18 protein-coding genes are annotated in these 16,254 nt (G+C 62.9%); 8 read left to right on the top strand and 10 right to left on the bottom strand.

What is annotated here, in order from left to right:
* Position 1: 1 nt before the first annotated feature.
* The 8 genes from nuoE to I7X09_RS00950 form a co-directional block, all read right to left on the bottom strand.
* Positions 2–826, bottom strand: a complete 825-nt coding sequence (gene nuoE / locus I7X09_RS00985; protein WP_200315122.1) for an NADH-quinone oxidoreductase subunit NuoE — start codon at positions 824–826, stop codon at positions 2–4.
* Positions 823–2,154 (bottom strand): NADH dehydrogenase (quinone) subunit D, encoded by a 1,332-nt coding sequence (nuoD, locus tag I7X09_RS00980; RefSeq protein ID WP_095970589.1) that lies wholly within the window; start codon positions 2,152–2,154, stop codon positions 823–825. Before nuoD ends, nuoE begins: the two co-directional genes overlap by 4 nt.
* The gene (locus tag I7X09_RS00975; protein WP_200315120.1) at positions 2,154–2,816 is read right to left on the bottom strand and encodes an NADH-quinone oxidoreductase subunit C; all 663 of its coding nucleotides are present in this window, start codon (positions 2,814–2,816) and stop codon (positions 2,154–2,156) included. Before I7X09_RS00975 ends, nuoD begins: the two co-directional genes overlap by 1 nt.
* On the bottom strand, positions 2,813–3,367 hold the full coding sequence (locus tag I7X09_RS00970; RefSeq protein WP_095970587.1) for a NuoB/complex I 20 kDa subunit family protein: 555 nt from the start codon (positions 3,365–3,367) through the stop codon (positions 2,813–2,815). Before I7X09_RS00970 ends, I7X09_RS00975 begins: the two co-directional genes overlap by 4 nt.
* Positions 3,368–3,447: 80 nt before the next feature.
* A complete protein-coding gene (locus I7X09_RS00965; protein WP_003942165.1) occupies positions 3,448–3,807 on the bottom strand; it encodes an NADH-quinone oxidoreductase subunit A in 360 nt (119 codons plus the stop codon).
* Positions 3,808–4,052: 245 nt separating this feature from the next.
* Positions 4,053–4,445, bottom strand: coding sequence for an Rv3143 family two-component system response regulator (locus I7X09_RS00960; protein ID WP_095970743.1), 393 nt, complete (start codon positions 4,443–4,445; stop codon positions 4,053–4,055).
* Between the two features lie 180 nt (positions 4,446–4,625).
* Positions 4,626–5,060: an SRPBCC family protein gene (locus tag I7X09_RS00955; RefSeq protein ID WP_095970586.1), complete on the bottom strand. Its 435-nt coding sequence runs from the start codon at positions 5,058–5,060 to the stop codon at positions 4,626–4,628.
* Between the two features lie 87 nt (positions 5,061–5,147).
* A complete protein-coding gene (locus I7X09_RS00950; RefSeq protein WP_095970585.1) occupies positions 5,148–5,627 on the bottom strand; it encodes a toxin-antitoxin system HicB family antitoxin in 480 nt (159 codons plus the stop codon).
* A 153-nt stretch (positions 5,628–5,780) separates the two neighbouring features.
* On the opposite strand from I7X09_RS00950, the gene thyX reads away from it, so the two are divergent.
* From thyX to I7X09_RS00920, 6 genes are all read left to right on the top strand, one after another.
* Positions 5,781–6,533: an FAD-dependent thymidylate synthase gene (thyX, locus tag I7X09_RS00945; protein WP_095970584.1), complete on the top strand. Its 753-nt coding sequence runs from the start codon at positions 5,781–5,783 to the stop codon at positions 6,531–6,533.
* A gap of 43 nt (positions 6,534–6,576) precedes the next feature.
* Positions 6,577–7,482, top strand: a complete 906-nt coding sequence (gene dapA, locus I7X09_RS00940; protein WP_003942142.1) for a 4-hydroxy-tetrahydrodipicolinate synthase — start codon at positions 6,577–6,579, stop codon at positions 7,480–7,482.
* Positions 7,483–9,492: a ribonuclease J gene (locus I7X09_RS00935; protein ID WP_234036763.1), complete on the top strand. Its 2,010-nt coding sequence runs from the start codon at positions 7,483–7,485 to the stop codon at positions 9,490–9,492.
* 59 nt (positions 9,493–9,551) lie between these two features.
* Positions 9,552–10,175 carry a TIGR03085 family metal-binding protein gene (locus tag I7X09_RS00930; RefSeq protein WP_095970582.1) on the top strand — a complete coding sequence of 208 codons (624 nt, stop codon included), beginning with the start codon at positions 9,552–9,554 and terminating at the stop codon, positions 10,173–10,175.
* A gap of 124 nt (positions 10,176–10,299) precedes the next feature.
* Positions 10,300–13,071, top strand: coding sequence for a DNA translocase FtsK (locus I7X09_RS00925; protein ID WP_200315118.1), 2,772 nt, complete (start codon positions 10,300–10,302; stop codon positions 13,069–13,071).
* Between the two features lie 45 nt (positions 13,072–13,116).
* On the top strand, positions 13,117–14,097 hold the full coding sequence (locus I7X09_RS00920; RefSeq protein ID WP_069146046.1) for a TerC family protein: 981 nt from the start codon (positions 13,117–13,119) through the stop codon (positions 14,095–14,097).
* A 16-nt stretch (positions 14,098–14,113) separates the two neighbouring features.
* Here I7X09_RS00920 and I7X09_RS00915 read toward each other — a convergent pair whose 3' ends face one another.
* Both I7X09_RS00915 and I7X09_RS00910 read right to left on the bottom strand, forming a co-directional pair.
* Positions 14,114–14,398, bottom strand: a complete 285-nt coding sequence (locus I7X09_RS00915) for a YciI family protein (protein WP_095970580.1) — start codon at positions 14,396–14,398, stop codon at positions 14,114–14,116.
* A gap of 74 nt (positions 14,399–14,472) precedes the next feature.
* Positions 14,473–14,997, bottom strand: coding sequence for an amino-acid N-acetyltransferase (locus I7X09_RS00910; protein ID WP_095970579.1), 525 nt, complete (start codon positions 14,995–14,997; stop codon positions 14,473–14,475).
* 120 nt (positions 14,998–15,117) lie between these two features.
* On the opposite strand from I7X09_RS00910, the gene pgsA reads away from it, so the two are divergent.
* Positions 15,118–15,759, top strand: coding sequence for a CDP-diacylglycerol--glycerol-3-phosphate 3-phosphatidyltransferase (gene pgsA, locus I7X09_RS00905; RefSeq protein WP_200315116.1), 642 nt, complete (start codon positions 15,118–15,120; stop codon positions 15,757–15,759).
* Positions 15,756–16,253: a CinA family protein gene (locus I7X09_RS00900; RefSeq protein WP_124569763.1), complete on the top strand. Its 498-nt coding sequence runs from the start codon at positions 15,756–15,758 to the stop codon at positions 16,251–16,253. Before pgsA ends, I7X09_RS00900 begins: the two co-directional genes overlap by 4 nt.
* The last annotated feature ends 1 nt before the right edge of the window (position 16,254 follow it).

Genomic DNA, 16,254 nt, shown 5'->3' with positions numbered 1-16,254 from the left:
GTCACTTCCCTTCGCCGGGAGTGTCGGCCGCGGAGGCCGAGCCGGGTGGGTTGTCGTCGTGAGATCGGCTGATACGTAGTCCGGCAAGAGTTGCCCCGCCGATGGTTTGTGCTTCGGCTGCTTCGATTCTCGTATCCGGGAAACCGGCCAAGGTGCGCGCGGTCTGTCGGAACGAACACAGTGTGGCACCGCGACTGGGAGTCACGCGTTCTCCGGCGCGGAGCGCATCGACAAGTGAGCGCGCCGATTCCGGAGTCTGGTTGTCGAAGAACTCCCAGTTGATCATCACGACGGGGGCGTAGTCGCACGCCGCATTGCACTCGATGTGTTCGAGGGTGATCTTGCCGTCGGACGTCGAGATGGAGTGTCCGCCTTCGTCTCTGGAACCTGTCGAGCCCAGGTGCTCTTCGAGTGCCGCGAGGATGTCGTCTCCGCCCATGATCGCGCACAGCGTGTTGGTGCAGACTCCGACCAGATACTCACCCGTCGGCCCCCGGCGATACATGGAGTAGAAGGTGGAAACGGCGGCGACCTCGGCGCCCGTCAAACCCAGCTTGGCACTGCAGAAATCGATCCCGGCCGGGGTGATGTAACCGTCCTCGGACTGCACGAGATGAAGGAGTGGCAGGAGGGCGGATCGACTGGTGGTCGCGGCGGCGTCAGGCTCACGGTAACGAGCGACCAGGGTTTCGGCGTCGGCGTCGAGTCGGGCGAGGACGTCGGGTGGATAGCTCGATCGTGCGCCAGGACGTACCAGTTGCGTGGGCTCCTCCGGACGCGGCCCGAGTTCGATGAACACCCGTGACGAGCCGTTCGGGCCGGTCATCGGTCCACTCCGCCCATGACGGGATCGATACTGGCAACCGAGGCGATCACGTCGGACACCATGCCTCCCTCACACATCGCCGCCACCGCTTGAAGGTTGGTGAATGACGGGTCCCGGAAATGGACGCGGTACGGCCGGGTTCCCCCGTCGCTGACCATGTGCACCCCCAGCTCGCCACGTGGAGACTCGACGGCGACGTACACCTGACCGGGCGGCACACGGATACCCTCGGTGACCAGTTTGAAATGGTGAATGAGACCTTCCATGGAGGATTCCATGATCTTGGCGATGTGCTTCTGCGAGTTGCCGAGGCCATCCGGTCCGACGGCGAGATCGGCAGGCCAGGCGATCTTCCTGTCTTCCACCATGACCGGCCCGGGTTGCAGCTTGTCGAGGCACTGCTCGACGATCTTGAGGGACTCCTTCATCTCCTCGACGCGGATGACGTATCTTCCGTAACAATCCGATCCGTCGTGCGTCACGACGTCGAACTCGTAGTTCTCGTAGCCGCAGTAGGGCTGCGCTCGACGCTGATCGTGGGGGAGCCCCGTGGCGCGCAGGACCGGTCCTGTCACTCCGAGGGCCATGCACCCGGTGAGATCGAGATATCCGATTCCCTGAGTGCGGGCCTTCCAGATGGAGTTGTCGCTGAGCATCAGTTCGACGTCACGCAACCGCTTCGGTAGGACTTTCAACAGGTGTCGTATCTTCGCGACAGACCCGTCGGGTAGATCTTGAGCGAGACCGCCCGGCCTGATGTAGGCGTGATTCATCCGCAGTCCGGTTATCGTCTCGAACACGTCCAGAATCAATTCGCGTTCGCGGAATCCGAACAGCATCGCCGTCACGGCGCCCAGTTCCATCCCGCCGGTCGCCAGGGCGACAAGATGTGACGAGATTCGATTGAGTTCCATCATCATCACGCGAATGACGGTGGCTCGCTCCGGAATGTCGTCGGTGATATCGAGAAGTTTCTCGACCCCGAGGCAGTACGCGGTTTCGTTGAAGAACGGTGACAGGTAGTCCATTCGAGTAACGAAAGTGACGCCCTGCGTCCAGTTCCGGAATTCGAGATTCTTCTCGATTCCGGTGTGCAGGTATCCGATTCCACATCGAGCTTCCACGACCGTCTCACCCTCGATTTCGAGAATGAGGCGCAAGACCCCGTGAGTGGACGGATGCTGCGGACCCATGTTGACCACGATCCGTTCGGCCTCGCCGGTTCGCTGGCGGGCGGCCGCGGTGACTATGTCGTCCCAGTCCTGTCCCGATGCTGTGACGACGGTTTCCGTCGCGGCACCGGAGTTGGTTCCTGTCGTCTCGTTCATCAGTTGTACGACCTACGCTCGTCGGGTGGCGGAGTCTGGGCGCCCTTGTACTCGACCGGGATACCGCCGAGCGGATAATCCTTCCTCTGTGGGTGCCCCTTCCAGTCGTCTGGCATCTCGATGCGGGTCAGGGCCGGATGACCGTCGAAGACGATCCCGAAGAAGTCGTACGTCTCGCGTTCATGCCAGTCATTGGTCGGGTAGATCCCGACGATCGACGGAATATGCGGATCGGAATCCGGCACAGATACTTCCAGCCTGATTCGGCGGTTGTGTGTAATAGAGGCAAGTGGATACACGGCGTGCAGTTCACGACCGGTGTCCTGCGGGTAGTGCACTCCGTCGACACCCAGGCAGAGCTCGAAGCGAAGATCCGGTTCGTCGCGCAGTCTGCGCGCAACCTGCGGCAGGTGGGAGCGTTCGACGTGCAGCGTCATCTCGTCTCGAAAGATCACTACTCGCTCGACTGCATCGGTGAAAGTGCCACCCGCGTTGCTCAATGCCGCGTCCAAGGAATCCGCGACTGCATCGAAATATCCGCCGAAAGGTCGAGAAGCCTTGTCCTCCAGAGAGATCGGAGGGGCGAGCCTGCTGTAGCCCGAGGTGTCGCCAGTTCCGCGGACTCCGAACATCCCTCTCGCGCCGGTGTTACCCGAGGTCATCGCAGAAGCCCCTTCATATCGATGGTGGGGGTGGATGCCAGTGCGGCGCGCTCGGCTGCCGCACGTGCCTCTTCCCGGTTCACGCCGAGGGGCATCTCCTGGATCTTTCGGTGCAGTTCGATGATCGCGTTCAGGAGCATCTCCGGCCGCGGCGGACAGCCGGGCAGGTAGATGTCGACCGGCACGATGTGATCGACGCCCTGGACCACTGCATAGTTGTTGAACATTCCGCCGGACGACGCGCACACACCCATGGCCAGAACCCATTTCGGCTCGGCCATCTGGTCGTAGACCTGACGAAGTACCGGGCCCATCTTTTGACTGACCCGCCCGGCCACGATCAGAAGATCTGCCTGTCGCGGCGACGCGCGGAAGGCCTCCATGCCGAACCGCGCCAGGTCGAAGCGGCCGGATGTGGTTGCCATCATCTCGATGGCGCAGCACGCGAGCCCGAAGGTGGCAGGCCACAGTGAACCTTTGCGGACGTAACCTGCAAGGCCCTCGACCGTGGTCAGTAGAAATCCGCTGGGGAGCTTTTCTTCGAGACCCATATCCGACTCTTTTCAGTCGTAACAGCTTCGGTGTGACCGGTTTTGTCTGACTTCTTTGTGTTGATCGTCTACTCGTCCAGCTAGTCCCAACCGAGACCGCCTCGTCGCCATTCGTATGCGTATGCGACCGAAACGTTGACTATGAAAAGGCCCATGGCCGCTAGACCGAACAAGCCGAGCGAATCGAAATGCACGGCCCACGGATAGAGGAAGACGATCTCGATGTCGAAAATGATGAACAGCATCGCCGTCAGATAGAACTTGACGGGAAACCGTCCGCCACCAGCGGTGCGGGGTGCCGGTTCGATTCCGCATTCGTACGCTTCGAGCTTTGCCCTGTTGTACCGCTTCGGGCCGACCACGGACGCGAGAACAACCGACACCACGGCGAAGGCCATCGCGATGACCCCGAGAACGAGAATGGGGATGTAAGCGTTCATGTCACCCGAACTCCTCTCCGCTGTGCGGATGTCCGCCTAGCCCGAAGGTGCCGTTAACCCGAAGGTGCCGTTAACCCGAAGGTGCCGTTCGAATTCGATACTGCCAGCAATTCACCACTTATGTGACCTGCGACACCCACACTAGGGGAGGCCTCCGGCATTGGGTTGATTTTCGAGGTGCCGAGTTTCGCTCGCGAAAGCCCGAAGTAGTCGGCGCCGCAACGAATCACCGCTGCAACGGGTGCTCACCGGCTCAGTTGCCGACGCAGAAGCGCGATGACGGCGGAAGAGAGTTCAATCGGATCTATCGGCTGCGGCACTGAGGCTTCCGCTCTGGACCACGACGCCAGCCACGCGTCGTCGGGTCGACCGGTCAGTACGAGGATCGGTGGACAGTCGACGATCTCGTCCTTGAGTTGTTTCGCGACGCCCATGCCGCCCGCCGGACTCGCCTCACCGTCGAGGATGGCGAGATCGATTCCGCCGGCATCAAGCTTGTCGACGACGATCGGCGCCGTCGCGACCTCGACGTAGTCGATGGTGGGCATCGAAGGATGTGGGCGCTCTCCGAGAGCGAGCCGAACTTGCTCGCGCGTGTGTGCGTCGTCGCTGTAGACGAGGATGCGCACGGGTGCCATGGAGTTGGGCTCTGCGGTCTCGGCGGACACGCGGCCGACGTTACTCCGGGCGGTCACCGGCTACCGGCGAATGTTCGACATCGGCAAGAACTTCCGAGAAATCGCAGCTCGGCTTCACAGCGAACGGCCCCTACCCGGCGATGAACGCCGAAGTAAGGGCCGCCTGAATTACGTGTGTGCTCAGAAGTTTTCGACGAACTTCGTCAGACCCTTGCTTGCCGTTTCCAGGGCCGTCTTCTGCGCTTTCTTCACCAGGAAACCGGGCAGCGGAATCTTGGGATCGATGGTCAGTTCGAAGGTGACCTTGGTTCCACTGTCGGTGGGCGTCAAGACGTACGAGCCGTCCTGCTGGTTCTGCTGGCCGCTCTCGACAAGGGTCCAGGTCACCTTCTCGTCGCCCTCGAAGGTGTAGTCGACTACCTGCTCGTCGTTGATTCCGAGAATGGACACGGCCATGCGAACGCGATGCGGGCGTCCGTCGTCGTGGGTGCTCTCGATGGTGATCTTCTTGTGCGCAGACGACCACTCCGGCAGTCGATCGACCGCGGCGACGGCCTGCATCACCGTCGCCGGATCGGCCTTGATCTCGAATTCCTTGACGCCCGAAACGGCCATGAACGTGCTCCTTCTCGCCTTGCGGCAACGGTTCGTGATTACTGCAGTTGCGCAATTAGATCATTCGGCGATCGGGGTGGCGTCGAACTAGTCCATGCCGTTCTTGCGCATCTGGTCCCGCAACGCACCCTGAACGGCTTGTGAAACCCACGAGTTGAGGGAAACTCCGTTCTGGTTGGCTGCCTCCTCGGCGCGGGCTTTGATCTGCTCCATCATCCTCAACGTCACTCGGCTGATATCTCCGCTGACGTCGTCGAACGAGTAGGGGGAGTCCTTCTTCTCGTCGCCTGCTTTTTCGTCTGCGCCCTCGCCGTCGATCGGATTCGTCGGGCGGACGACGTCGGTCACGATCTCGTTGCCGTCGAGATTGACTCTGACCTCGCGGCCGTCGAGTTTGGTCCCGATCTCCTTGGCCAACTCCGTCGCTGCGGCCAACAAGACCAGGCGGACCGAGGGTTCGATGGCGGCGGACAACGACGCCGCAATCCGGCGCGTGTGGTCGTCGCCGAGTTCGGCTGCGGTGACGAGGTCATTCTGCAGCTTTGCGGTGTACTCCGAAATGTCCATGACACCAGATTGACGTCAAAAGTGACGTCAGTCAAGGACGTGGTGACGTCACTCGATCTCGGGGGTGGGCGACCGCTATAGAGTTGCCCAGCACCTGAGGCGAACGGCGCCCAGGTTTTGTGCTTGTCGGTTTGTGCTTGCGAGGAGTGGGTTGTGCCGAACACGGTGTCGCTGAAAGTGCAGTTGGTAGCGAAGTCCGAGTTCTTCCCGCCCGAGGACATTCCGTGGGAGACGGACGCGGATGGCGGCGAAGCACTCGTCGAGTTCTCCGGCCGAGCCTGCTACCAGAGTTGGTCCAAACCGAATCCGCGAACGGCAACGAACGCCGGATACTTACGGCATCTGCTCGAGGTCGGGCACGTCTCGGTGCTCGAGCATGCAACCGTGAGCTTCTACATCACCGGTATCTCGCGCTCGTGCACTCACGAATTGATTCGTCACCGGCACTTCTCGTACTCGCAACTCTCGCAGCGATTCGTCCGCGAGAATGATGCGAACGTCGTTGTGCCTCCCGCCGTCGAAGGTGATCCCGAGCTCGAAGCACTGTTTCTGTCTGCCACCGACGAGAGCCGTCGAGCGTACGGCGAGCTGCTGACCGCCCTCGAGGGGAAATTGCAATCAGTGCCCGGTGCCCCGATGCGGGGGAAGCAAGCCAGGCAAGCCGCGCGCTCGGTGCTGCCCAACGCAACCGAGACGCGCTTGGTCGTGACGGGGAACTATCGGGCATGGCGGCACTTCGTCGAGATGCGCGCCACCGAACATGCCGACGTCGAGATCCGGCGAGTCGCGGTCGAGTGCCTACGTCAGCTTCGCGACGTCGCGCCAAATGTGTTCGGGGACTACGAGATTCTCCGCGGAAGCGACGGATCGGAAATCGCCGTCAGCGCATTTGCGGCCGAGTCGTGACTCGTGTGCAGAAGTAAGAGCTGAACCGGGTAACCTTCTGACCATGACCTACGGTGATTCCGCTTCTCTTGTCGAGCGTCCGTTCGGCACCATTTCCGTTGCGATGGTGACCCCGTTCACTGCCGACGGGAAGTTGGACGTCGACGCGGGAGTGCGCCTCGCAGCCCATCTCGTCGACAACGGCTGCGACGGCCTCGTTCTTGCCGGTACCACCGGTGAGTCTCCCACCACCACCGAGTCCGAGAAGCTCGACCTGCTCCGCGCTGTGATCGACGCCGTCGGCAACCGCGCCAAGATCGTTGCAGGCGCCGGCAGTAACGACACCGCGCACAGCGTCGAACTCGCCCGGGATGCGGCCCGCGCCGGAGCGCACGGTCTGCTCGTCGTCACCCCGTACTACTCGCGTCCGCCCCAAGCCGGACTCTTTGCGCACTTCACTGCCGTCGCCAACGCGACCGACCTGCCCGTCATGTTGTACGACATTCCGCCCCGCTCCGTCGTTCCCATCGAGACCGAGACGATCCGCCGACTCGCCGAGCACCCGCGAATCAAGGCCGTCAAGGATGCCAAGGGAGACCTCAACGCCGGCGCAGAGTTGATCGGCACCACCGAGCTTCAGTTCTTCTCCGGTGACGACCCCCTGAACCTGCCGTGGCTCGCTGTCGGTGCTACCGGCTTCGTCAGTGTCATCGGCCACCTTGTTCCGGGTCGCCTCCGTGACCTTCACACCGCGTTCGTGTCCGGCGACATCGCCCGCGCACGCGAGATAAACCTCAGTTTGATCCCTGTGATTCGTTCCGTTGCCCGCCTCGGCGGTGTCAGCGCTTCGAAGGCGGGTCTGCGACTCATCGGAATCGATGTCGGAGAACCACGCCTTCCGCAGGTTGCACCCACTAAAGAGCAGATCGACGGTCTTGCCGCCGATCTGCATGCGGCAGGAGTTTTGTAAATGACCCGTCCCCCCCGACGTCGTAGTGCCAGTCGTCAAGCCGGTCCGCCTTCGCCTCCGGCTCCCGAAACGGCCGCGAAGGCCGCGCCGGTAGAGGCACCATCTGCGCCGGCGGCAGAAGCGGCCCCCGCCGCAGCCGCCCCGCCCAAGAAGGCCGCAGCAAGCAAGTCTGCACCAGCCAAGTCCGCAGCCTCCAAATCTGCTGCGCCGAAGAAGTCGGCCGAAGACAGGTCGCCCCGCAAATCTTCCGGCGGTAACCGTCCGGCAGCGTCGAAGACGGGCAACGGACGCGGAAACAAGCGCCCCGAGAACCGTCCGGCCGTCGATCCGACGGGTCGCCTCGGAACACCCCCGAAGGCACCGGCATCGGGTCTGCGCATCGTCGCTCTGGGTGGCATCGGCGAAATCGGTCGCAACATGACGGTGTTCGAGCACCGCGGCAAGCTGCTGATCGTCGACTGCGGTGTGCTGTTCCCCGAGGACCAGCAGCCCGGCGTCGACCTGATCCTCCCGGACTTCCGCTACATCGAAGACCGTATGGACGACGTCGAAGCCGTCATCTTGACTCACGGACACGAGGACCACATCGGTGCTCTGCCGTTCTTGCTGCGCCTGCGTGCGGACATTCCGGTCATCGGCGCGAAGTTCACTCTCGCCCTGGTTGCCGCCAAGTGCCGCGAGCATCGCCTGCGTCCGAACCTCGTCGAGGTCGTCGAGGGAAACACGACCACCCACGGCCCGTTCGACTGCGAGTACTTCGCGGTCAACCACTCGATTCCCGACGCTCTCGCGATCGCGATTCGCACCGACGCCGGCGTTGTCCTTCACACCGGTGACATCAAGCTCGATCAGCTGCCTCTCGACGGCCGCCTGACCGACCTCGCCGGATTCTCCCGCCTGGGCGACGAGGGCGTCGACCTGTTCCTCGTCGACTCGACCAACGCCGAGGTTCCGGGATTCGTCACCCCCGAGCGCGAAATCGGGGGAGTGCTCGACAACGTCATCGGCAAGGCGAAGCAGCGTGTCATCGTGGCGTCGTTCGCCAGCCACGTGCACCGCATCCAGCAGGTCGTCGACGTTGCTGCTCGGTACAACCGCCGCATCGTCTTCGTCGGCCGCTCGATGGTCCGCAACATGCAGATCGCACAGGATCTCGGCTACCTCACGGTGCCCGACGGCCTGGTCGTCGACATCGACACCGCCGCCACCCTTCCCGACGATCGCCTCGTTCTCATCTCCACGGGTTCGCAGGGTGAGCCGTTGGCAGCGCTCTCGCGGATGGCTCGCGGCGAACATCGCCAGATCAACATCCGCGCCAACGACCTGGTCGTTCTCGCGTCGTCGCTGATCCCGGGCAACGAGAACTCCGTTTTCGCCGTGGTCAACGGTCTGGCCAAGCGTGGTGCCACCGTCGTGACTCAGCAGAGCGCCAAGGTTCACGTCTCGGGCCACGCGTCCGCCGGTGAGCTGCTGTACCTCTACAACGCGGTTCGGCCCACCAACGCCATGCCTGTTCACGGCGAATGGCGTCACCTGCGTGCGAACGCAGCGCTCGCCAAGGCAACCGGCGTTCCGGAAGAGCGCATCGTGCTGGCCGAGGACGGCGTGGTGGTCGACATGGTCGACGGCCTCGCCGAGATCGTCGGACGCGTACCGGTCGGACACGTCTACGTCGACGGTCTCTCCGTCGGTGACGTCGGTGAGCCGACGCTGTCCGATCGCCTCGTGCTCGGTGAGGGCGGCTTCATCGCCATCACCATCGTCATCAACGAGTCGACGGGCCGCGCGGTCAGTACGCCCGAGGTGTCCGGTCGCGGGTTCTCCGACGATCCGACGGCACTCAAGGACGCCGCGGATCTCGTGGAATCGGACCTGGCACGCCTGGCGAGCGAAGGCGTCATCGACGCTCATCGCATCGCTCAGTCCGTGCGCCGCGTCGTCGGACGTTGGGTTGCGGACAAGTACCGTCGCCGTCCGATGATCATCCCGACGGTCATCGCGGTTCCGTAGATTCGGCACAGCAGGTCGCTTACGCTCGAACCCGGTCCGGTTCGAGTACTTTGGCGAAGGTGACCTTCGCTCATGACGAACGACTCGCCCTGGTGGACAGCATGGTCGAATTCGGCCCCGATGCTCCGACACTGTGTGGGGAGTGGACCAATCGCGACCTGGCAGCACACTTGATCGTCCGGGAGCGGCGTCTCGACGCCGCTCCCGGAATCATGTTGAGCCCTCTTGCCGGACACACCGAGAGCGTGCGAAAGTCCGCAGCGGCGCGTCCGTGGGAGGAAATCCTCGACGACGTTCGGAGTGGGCCGCCGCGGTGGTCGCCGATGTACTGGCTCGACGCGCAGGTGAACACCACGGAGATGTTCGTCCACCACGAAGATGTACGACGCGCACACCTGAACTGGGCGCCGCGTCCGTTGTCGGAGGGTCGGCAGGCTCAGCTGTGGAAGTACGCACGACAGGTCGGCAAGATGGGCTACCGCAAGGCCGCTGTCGAGGTAATTTTCGAACTTCCCTCCGGCGAGAGTGCGGTCGTCCACAAATCCGGCTCTCGCAGTGTTGTTCTACAAGGTGAACCCGCCGAGTTGCTACTGCACGCTTTCGGTCGCAACGAAGTGCAGATCGAAGCCAAAGGTGAACTGGCCGACGTTCAATCTGTGATGGCGCTCGATCGCAGTTTCTGATTGCCTTTTTCCACCTGAGTGGAGCTCGACCGACGGGTTGTGAAGATCACGTTTCGCACTCGCGACCAGTGTTGCTGGTGTTGCGGATGGTCCAGATGGGGTCGCACAGACTAGCCTGAACTCCATGGCAGGTAAGTCGAGCGCCCGGGGATCCAGTACAAGCACGTCCACGTCCAGGGCATCGACCAGGTCGTCAGCCTCTACTCCGAGCGCCCGAGCGACCGCAAAACCTCGTACGTCGCGCACCACACGGACCGTGTCGACTCCTCGGAACGTCACGACTTCGGCCAGGGCTGGTGGGCGTCCGGCCTCGGGCAAGGGCTCCAAGCCAACGCCCAAGAAGGCGTCCGGTACGTCGTCGGCCGCGCGTCGCCCGGTATCGAAAACGTCTCAGCGGGCCAGTCCGTTGGCGGCTGTCGGGAAGGGAATCGGAGCCGGGTGGTCCCTGGCTGCCCGCGGCGTCGGCGCCACCACACGCACCGTCAGTAAGGTCGGCGAGATCGAAGCCGGCCACCGCCGCGACGGAATAGCGCTCGGCCTGATCGCATTCAGCGTCGTCATCGCCGGCGGCGTCTGGTTCAAGGCCGGTGGTCCGATCGGCGGCGGCATCGACACCCTCGTGCGCGCGATCTTCGGCGCGGCCTCGGCCGTGCTCCCCATCGTCGGCGTCGGCCTTGCGATTCTGCTCATGCGCACCGAACCGAAACCTGAGATCCGGCCCCGACTGATCATGGGATCATTGCTGGTCGGTCTGCCGGCGCTCGGCCTCTGGCACATCATCTCGGGTTCACCGACAGACTCCACCGGTCGCTCCAACGGCGCAGGGTTCGTCGGGTACGTCGTGGGCGGCCCGCTCACCAACGGGCTCACCGTCTGGCTGTCTGCGCCGCTGCTGGTCATCGCTGCCGGATTCGGAATCCTCCTTCTGACCGGAACTACTCTGCGTGAGGTGCCGAGCAAGTTCCAGTCCTTCTTCGGTGCCTCGTATCGCTCGGACGAATACGGCGACTACGGATCCGAATTCGACGAGGACGGCGAGCACCACTACGGCGAATCTGCTTACGATCCTTCACTGTTCGATGCCGACGGCTACCCGGTCGACACCTACGCCGAGCCACCGCTCAAGCCCGCCAAGCGGACCAGCCGACGCGCACCGATCGACAACTACCCGACGGACGAGTTCGAATCCGGCGACAAGAAGACCGAAGTACTCGGTCTGTGGAACGCCGACGAAACCGCGGTACCCGACGAGCCCGTCGTGGCTGCGGCAGCGCCCGTCGTGGAGACTCCGGCGCCGCGTCCCAAGGTGCCGGCTCGCTCGGTCCCCATCGCGAAGCCGGTGCCGAAACCCGAACCCGAGCCGGAGGAGAAGGAACACTTCGTCACCGATCGGGTCACCGACGGCGACTACAACCTCCCACCGACGACGTTGCTGATCGAGGGCGACCCGCCCAAGCTCCGCAGTTCTGCGAACGACGCGATGATCGAGGCGATCAGCGAGGTCCTCGAACAGTTCAAGATCGATGCCGCCGTTACCGGATTCACCCGCGGCCCGACAGTGACGCGTTACGAGGTCGAACTCGGCCCAGGCGTGAAGGTCGAGAAAATCACCGCGCTCGCTCGCAACATCGCCTATGCGGTGGCAACCGACAACGTTCGCCTCCTCGCCCCCATTCCGGGCAAGTCCGCGGTGGGCATCGAGGTACCGAACTCCGATCGTGAAATGGTTCGCCTCGCCGACGTGCTGAACGCGCCGAGCACCCGACGCGATCACCATCCGCTGGTGATCGGTCTGGGCAAGGACATCGAAGGCGACTTCGTCAGTGCCAACCTCGCGAAGATGCCCCACCTTCTGGTGGCAGGTTCGACCGGCTCGGGTAAGTCGAGCTTCGTGAACTCGATGCTCGTCTCGTTGCTCACCCGAGCAACGCCGGAAGAAGTACGGATGATCCTCATCGACCCGAAAATGGTCGAGCTCACGCCGTACGAAGGTATCCCGCACCTGATCACGCCGATCATCACTCAGCCGAAGAAGGCAGCGGCAGCGCTGGCTTGGCTGGTAGAGGAGATGGAACAGCGCTACCAGGACATGCAGGCCAACCGGGTGCGTCATATCGACGACTTCAACTCCAAGGTCAAGTCCGGCGAAATCACCGCCCCGCTGGGCAGCGAGCGCGTCTACCGTCCGTACCCCTACATCCTGGCAATCGTGGACGAGCTCGCAGACCTCATGATGACCGCGCCGCGCGACGTCGAAGAAGCAATCGTCCGCATCACCCAGAAAGCCCGTGCTGCCGGTATCCACCTGGTGCTGGCAACACAGCGCCCGTCCGTCGACGTCGTCACCGGCCTGATCAAGACCAACGTGCCTTCGCGTCTGGCGTTCGCGACGTCTTCACTGACGGACTCGCGAGTCATCCTCGATCAGCCCGGCGCCGAGAAGCTCATCGGTATGGGTGACGGCCTCTTCCTGCCCATGGGTGCGGGTAAGCCGACCCGTATGCAGGGCGCGTTCATCACCGACGAAGAAATCTCGGCGGTTGTCGACTTCGCGAAGAACCAGGCGGAACCCGAGTACACCGAAGGTGTCACCGCGCAGAAGGCCGGGGAGAAGAAAGACGTCGATCCTGACATCGGGGACGACATGGACGTCCTCCTGCAGGCCGTGGAATTGGTGATCACCAGCCAGTTCGGCTCGACGTCGATGCTGCAGCGCAAACTGCGCGTCGGGTTCGCCAAGGCCGGTCGACTCATGGACCTCATGGAAAACCGCGGCGTCGTCGGACCCAGCGAGGGCTCGAAGGCTCGCGAGGTACTCATGAAGCCCGAGGAACTCGACGGTCTGCTGTGGTCGATTCGCGGCGGCGACCCGGACGAGGCACCCGCAGACGAGTAGGGACACCTCGGCGGACAAACCGTCGACAGACGACCGGAGGAACCCGTGCATGTGACGCCGTTGGCTTGGGGAATCACGATCGTGGTGATCCTCGGTCTGTTCGTCTTCGACTTCTTCGCTCACGTCCGCACTCCGCACGCGCCGACGTTCCGGGAGTCCGCATTCTGGTCGACGGTCTACATCTCGATCGCCGTCGTCTTCGGTCTCGTCGTGATGTGGATCTGGGGCACCACGTACGGCGGTGAGTACTTCGCCGGCTACGTCACGGAAAAGGCGCTCTCGGTCGACAATCTGTTCGTCTTCGTGATCATCATGTCGACCTTCGCGGTACCACGAGAGTTCCAGCAGAAAGTCCTGCTGATCGGTATCGTCCTCGCGTTGGTGATGCGCGGAATCTTCATCGGTGTCGGTGCCGCCGCCATCAACGCGTACAGCTGGGTGTTCTACCTCTTCGGTGCGTTCCTGATCTACACCGCGTACACCCTGATCCGCGATCACGGGCATGAGAAGGAGGCAGAGGAGAAGCGCGACAGTCGCATTATCTCGCTCGTGAAACGGGTGCTGCCGACAACCGAGGAATACGACGGGGACAAACTGATCACCCGGATCGACGGCAAGCGCGTCGTGACGCCGTTGTTGTTGGCGCTCATTGCAATCGGGTTTGCCGACGTGCTCTTCGCGCTCGATTCGATTCCGGCGATCTACGGTCTGACCCAGGAACCGTATCTGGTGTTCACCGCCAACGCCTTCGCGCTGATGGGCCTACGGCAGCTGTACTTCCTGATCGGCGGATTGCTCGAACGGCTGGTCTATCTCTCGTACGGGCTCTCGATAATCCTGGCGTTCATCGGCGTGAAATTGGTACTGCACGCGTTGCACGAGAACACTCTCTCGTTCGTCAACGGAGGTGAACACGTCTCCGTGCCGGAAATCTCCACGGCACTCTCACTCGGAGTGATCATCGGAGTACTGGCGGTGACGACGGTCGCGAGCCTGTTGAAGACTCGCGACCGGGCGGGGGAGTAAGCCGGGGCCGAGGCTCTCAGGCGCTGAACTGACCCAATACCGGGACCCACTCGGTGATGCGGACGTTCTCGATCAAATCGGCGATCGCGAACGGATCGTGGGTGAAGAGGAGCGAAACGGTGTCGGCGTCCGCGGCGTCGACGATGATCAGCGCGCCGTTTCCATCTGCAAACGGGCCGGATGACAGAACGATCGAGCGGGAGACCAGATCCGCGAGCCACGCGCGGTGATCGCCACGGACTTCGTCGCGCTGAGGGTTCTTCTCGGGAGCGTAGGTGTATTCGACGAGAAACAACGACATCGTGACCGCTTTCGGGGACTGGTGATCGAGACAGGTGTGTGTGAAGAGCAGGGTGTGAGAAGAGTCTGAACGGTTCAGAGAGTCAGGAGCATGCGAGTGTTGCCGAGTGTGTTGGGTTTCACATAGCTCAGGTCGAGGAACTCGGCGACACCGGCGTCGTACGAACGACACATCTCGGCGTAGACCTCGGCGGTGACGGGAGTGCCGTCGATCTCCGCGAATCCGTGACGGTGGAAGAACTCGGTCTCGAACGTCAGAACGAACAACCGTTCCAACTCCAATTCCTTGGCGACCTCGATGAGTTTGTCGACGACATGGAAACCTGCACCTTGCCCCTTGGCTGTCGGATCGACTGCGACGGTGCGGATCTCACCCAGGTCTGCCCACAACACATGCAAAGCGCCGCAGGCGATTACCTGATTACCGCGCTCGGCGACCCAGAACTCCTGGACGGCCTCGTACAGCGTCACGAGATTCTTCTCGAGCAGGATCTTGCCGGCGTAGATGTCGATGAGGCGCTTGATTTCGGGGATGTCCGACGTTCGCGCGCGACGCACGATCAACTGGCTCTCGGTATAGGTCGGCGCGGTCGAAGTCATGTGGTGCACATTAGTCAATGCCCCTACCGATATTCTAAGTCGCGTGCCTGTCCGCCCCACGCAATTCCCGCGCCGCTCGGCTGTATCCCGGGTTCGGCTCACCGCTCGTGCGGTGATCCGATGAGTACCCCGCGCGATCAGACCGACGCCCATCGCGCTGCCGTCGGCCCGTCCGACGGCACACCTGTCGCGGACAACCCGGTTCCATTGCTGAACATCGCGAACATTCTCACGATGGTTCGAATGGTTCTCGTTCCCGTGTTTCTCGTTGTTCTCTTCGTCGACGGCGGACACTCGACGTGGTGGCGTCTCGGGGCGATGGGCGTGTTCATCGTGGCCGCGATCACGGATCGGATCGACGGCCAATTGGCTCGGAAATACGGTCTGGTCACGGATTTCGGGAAACTCATGGACCCGATCGCGGACAAGGCGCTGATCGGAGCCGCGCTCATCGGGCTCTCGGTTCTGGGTGATTTGTCATGGTGGGTGACCGGAGTGATCATCGCCCGAGAACTCGGAATCACGCTGCTGCGGTTCGCGGTTCTGCGGCACGCGGTCATCCCGGCGGGCAAGGGCGGCAAGCTCAAGACCCTCGTGCAGGCCGTCGCGATCGGCTTCTTCCTGTGCCCACTGCCGAGCAGTTGGGACATCGTCAGCGGGTTGCTGATGGCTGCTGCCGTCGTGCTGACGGTGGCGACCGGAATCGAATACATCGTGCAGGCGATCAGGCTTCGCGCCGGAGTTCGCGCAGTCGAGTCATGACCGATCCGCTGCTCGGACTCGGAGTGGCCGAACTGGTCGAGGTCCTCGGTGCCGCGGGGCAGACTGTCGCCGCCGCCGAATCTCTGACGGCCGGATTGTTCACTGCAGCGGTTGCGTCGGTGCCGGGATCGAGCGCTGTGCTGCGCGGAGGGCTGGTCGTGTACGCGACCGACCTGAAGGCGACGCTGGCTGGCGTGGACCCCGATCGCCTGGCAACAGACGGTCCCGTGTCCGAGAGCACCGCGGTGGCTTTGGCACTCGGTGCCCGCTCGAGGTGCGGCGCCGACTGGGGTGTCGGTCTGACGGGGGTCGCCGGTCCGAGTGAGCAGGACGGACACCCGGTCGGAACGGTGTTTCTCGGTATCGCCGGCCCGGACGGAACCGAATGCGTACCGCTCGCGCTCGGCGGCGAACGGTGGGAGATTCGAACAACCGCAGTCGCGACTGCCGTGTCGCGGTTACGTGATCGTGTCGCAGAGCGCGCGGCACGATAGG

Source organism: Rhodococcus sp. P-2 (assembly GCF_016598535.1).
Classification (GTDB): domain Bacteria; phylum Actinomycetota; class Actinomycetes; order Mycobacteriales; family Mycobacteriaceae; genus Rhodococcus_F; species Rhodococcus_F baikonurensis.
This window is presented reverse-complemented; position numbering and strand designations above follow the sequence as displayed.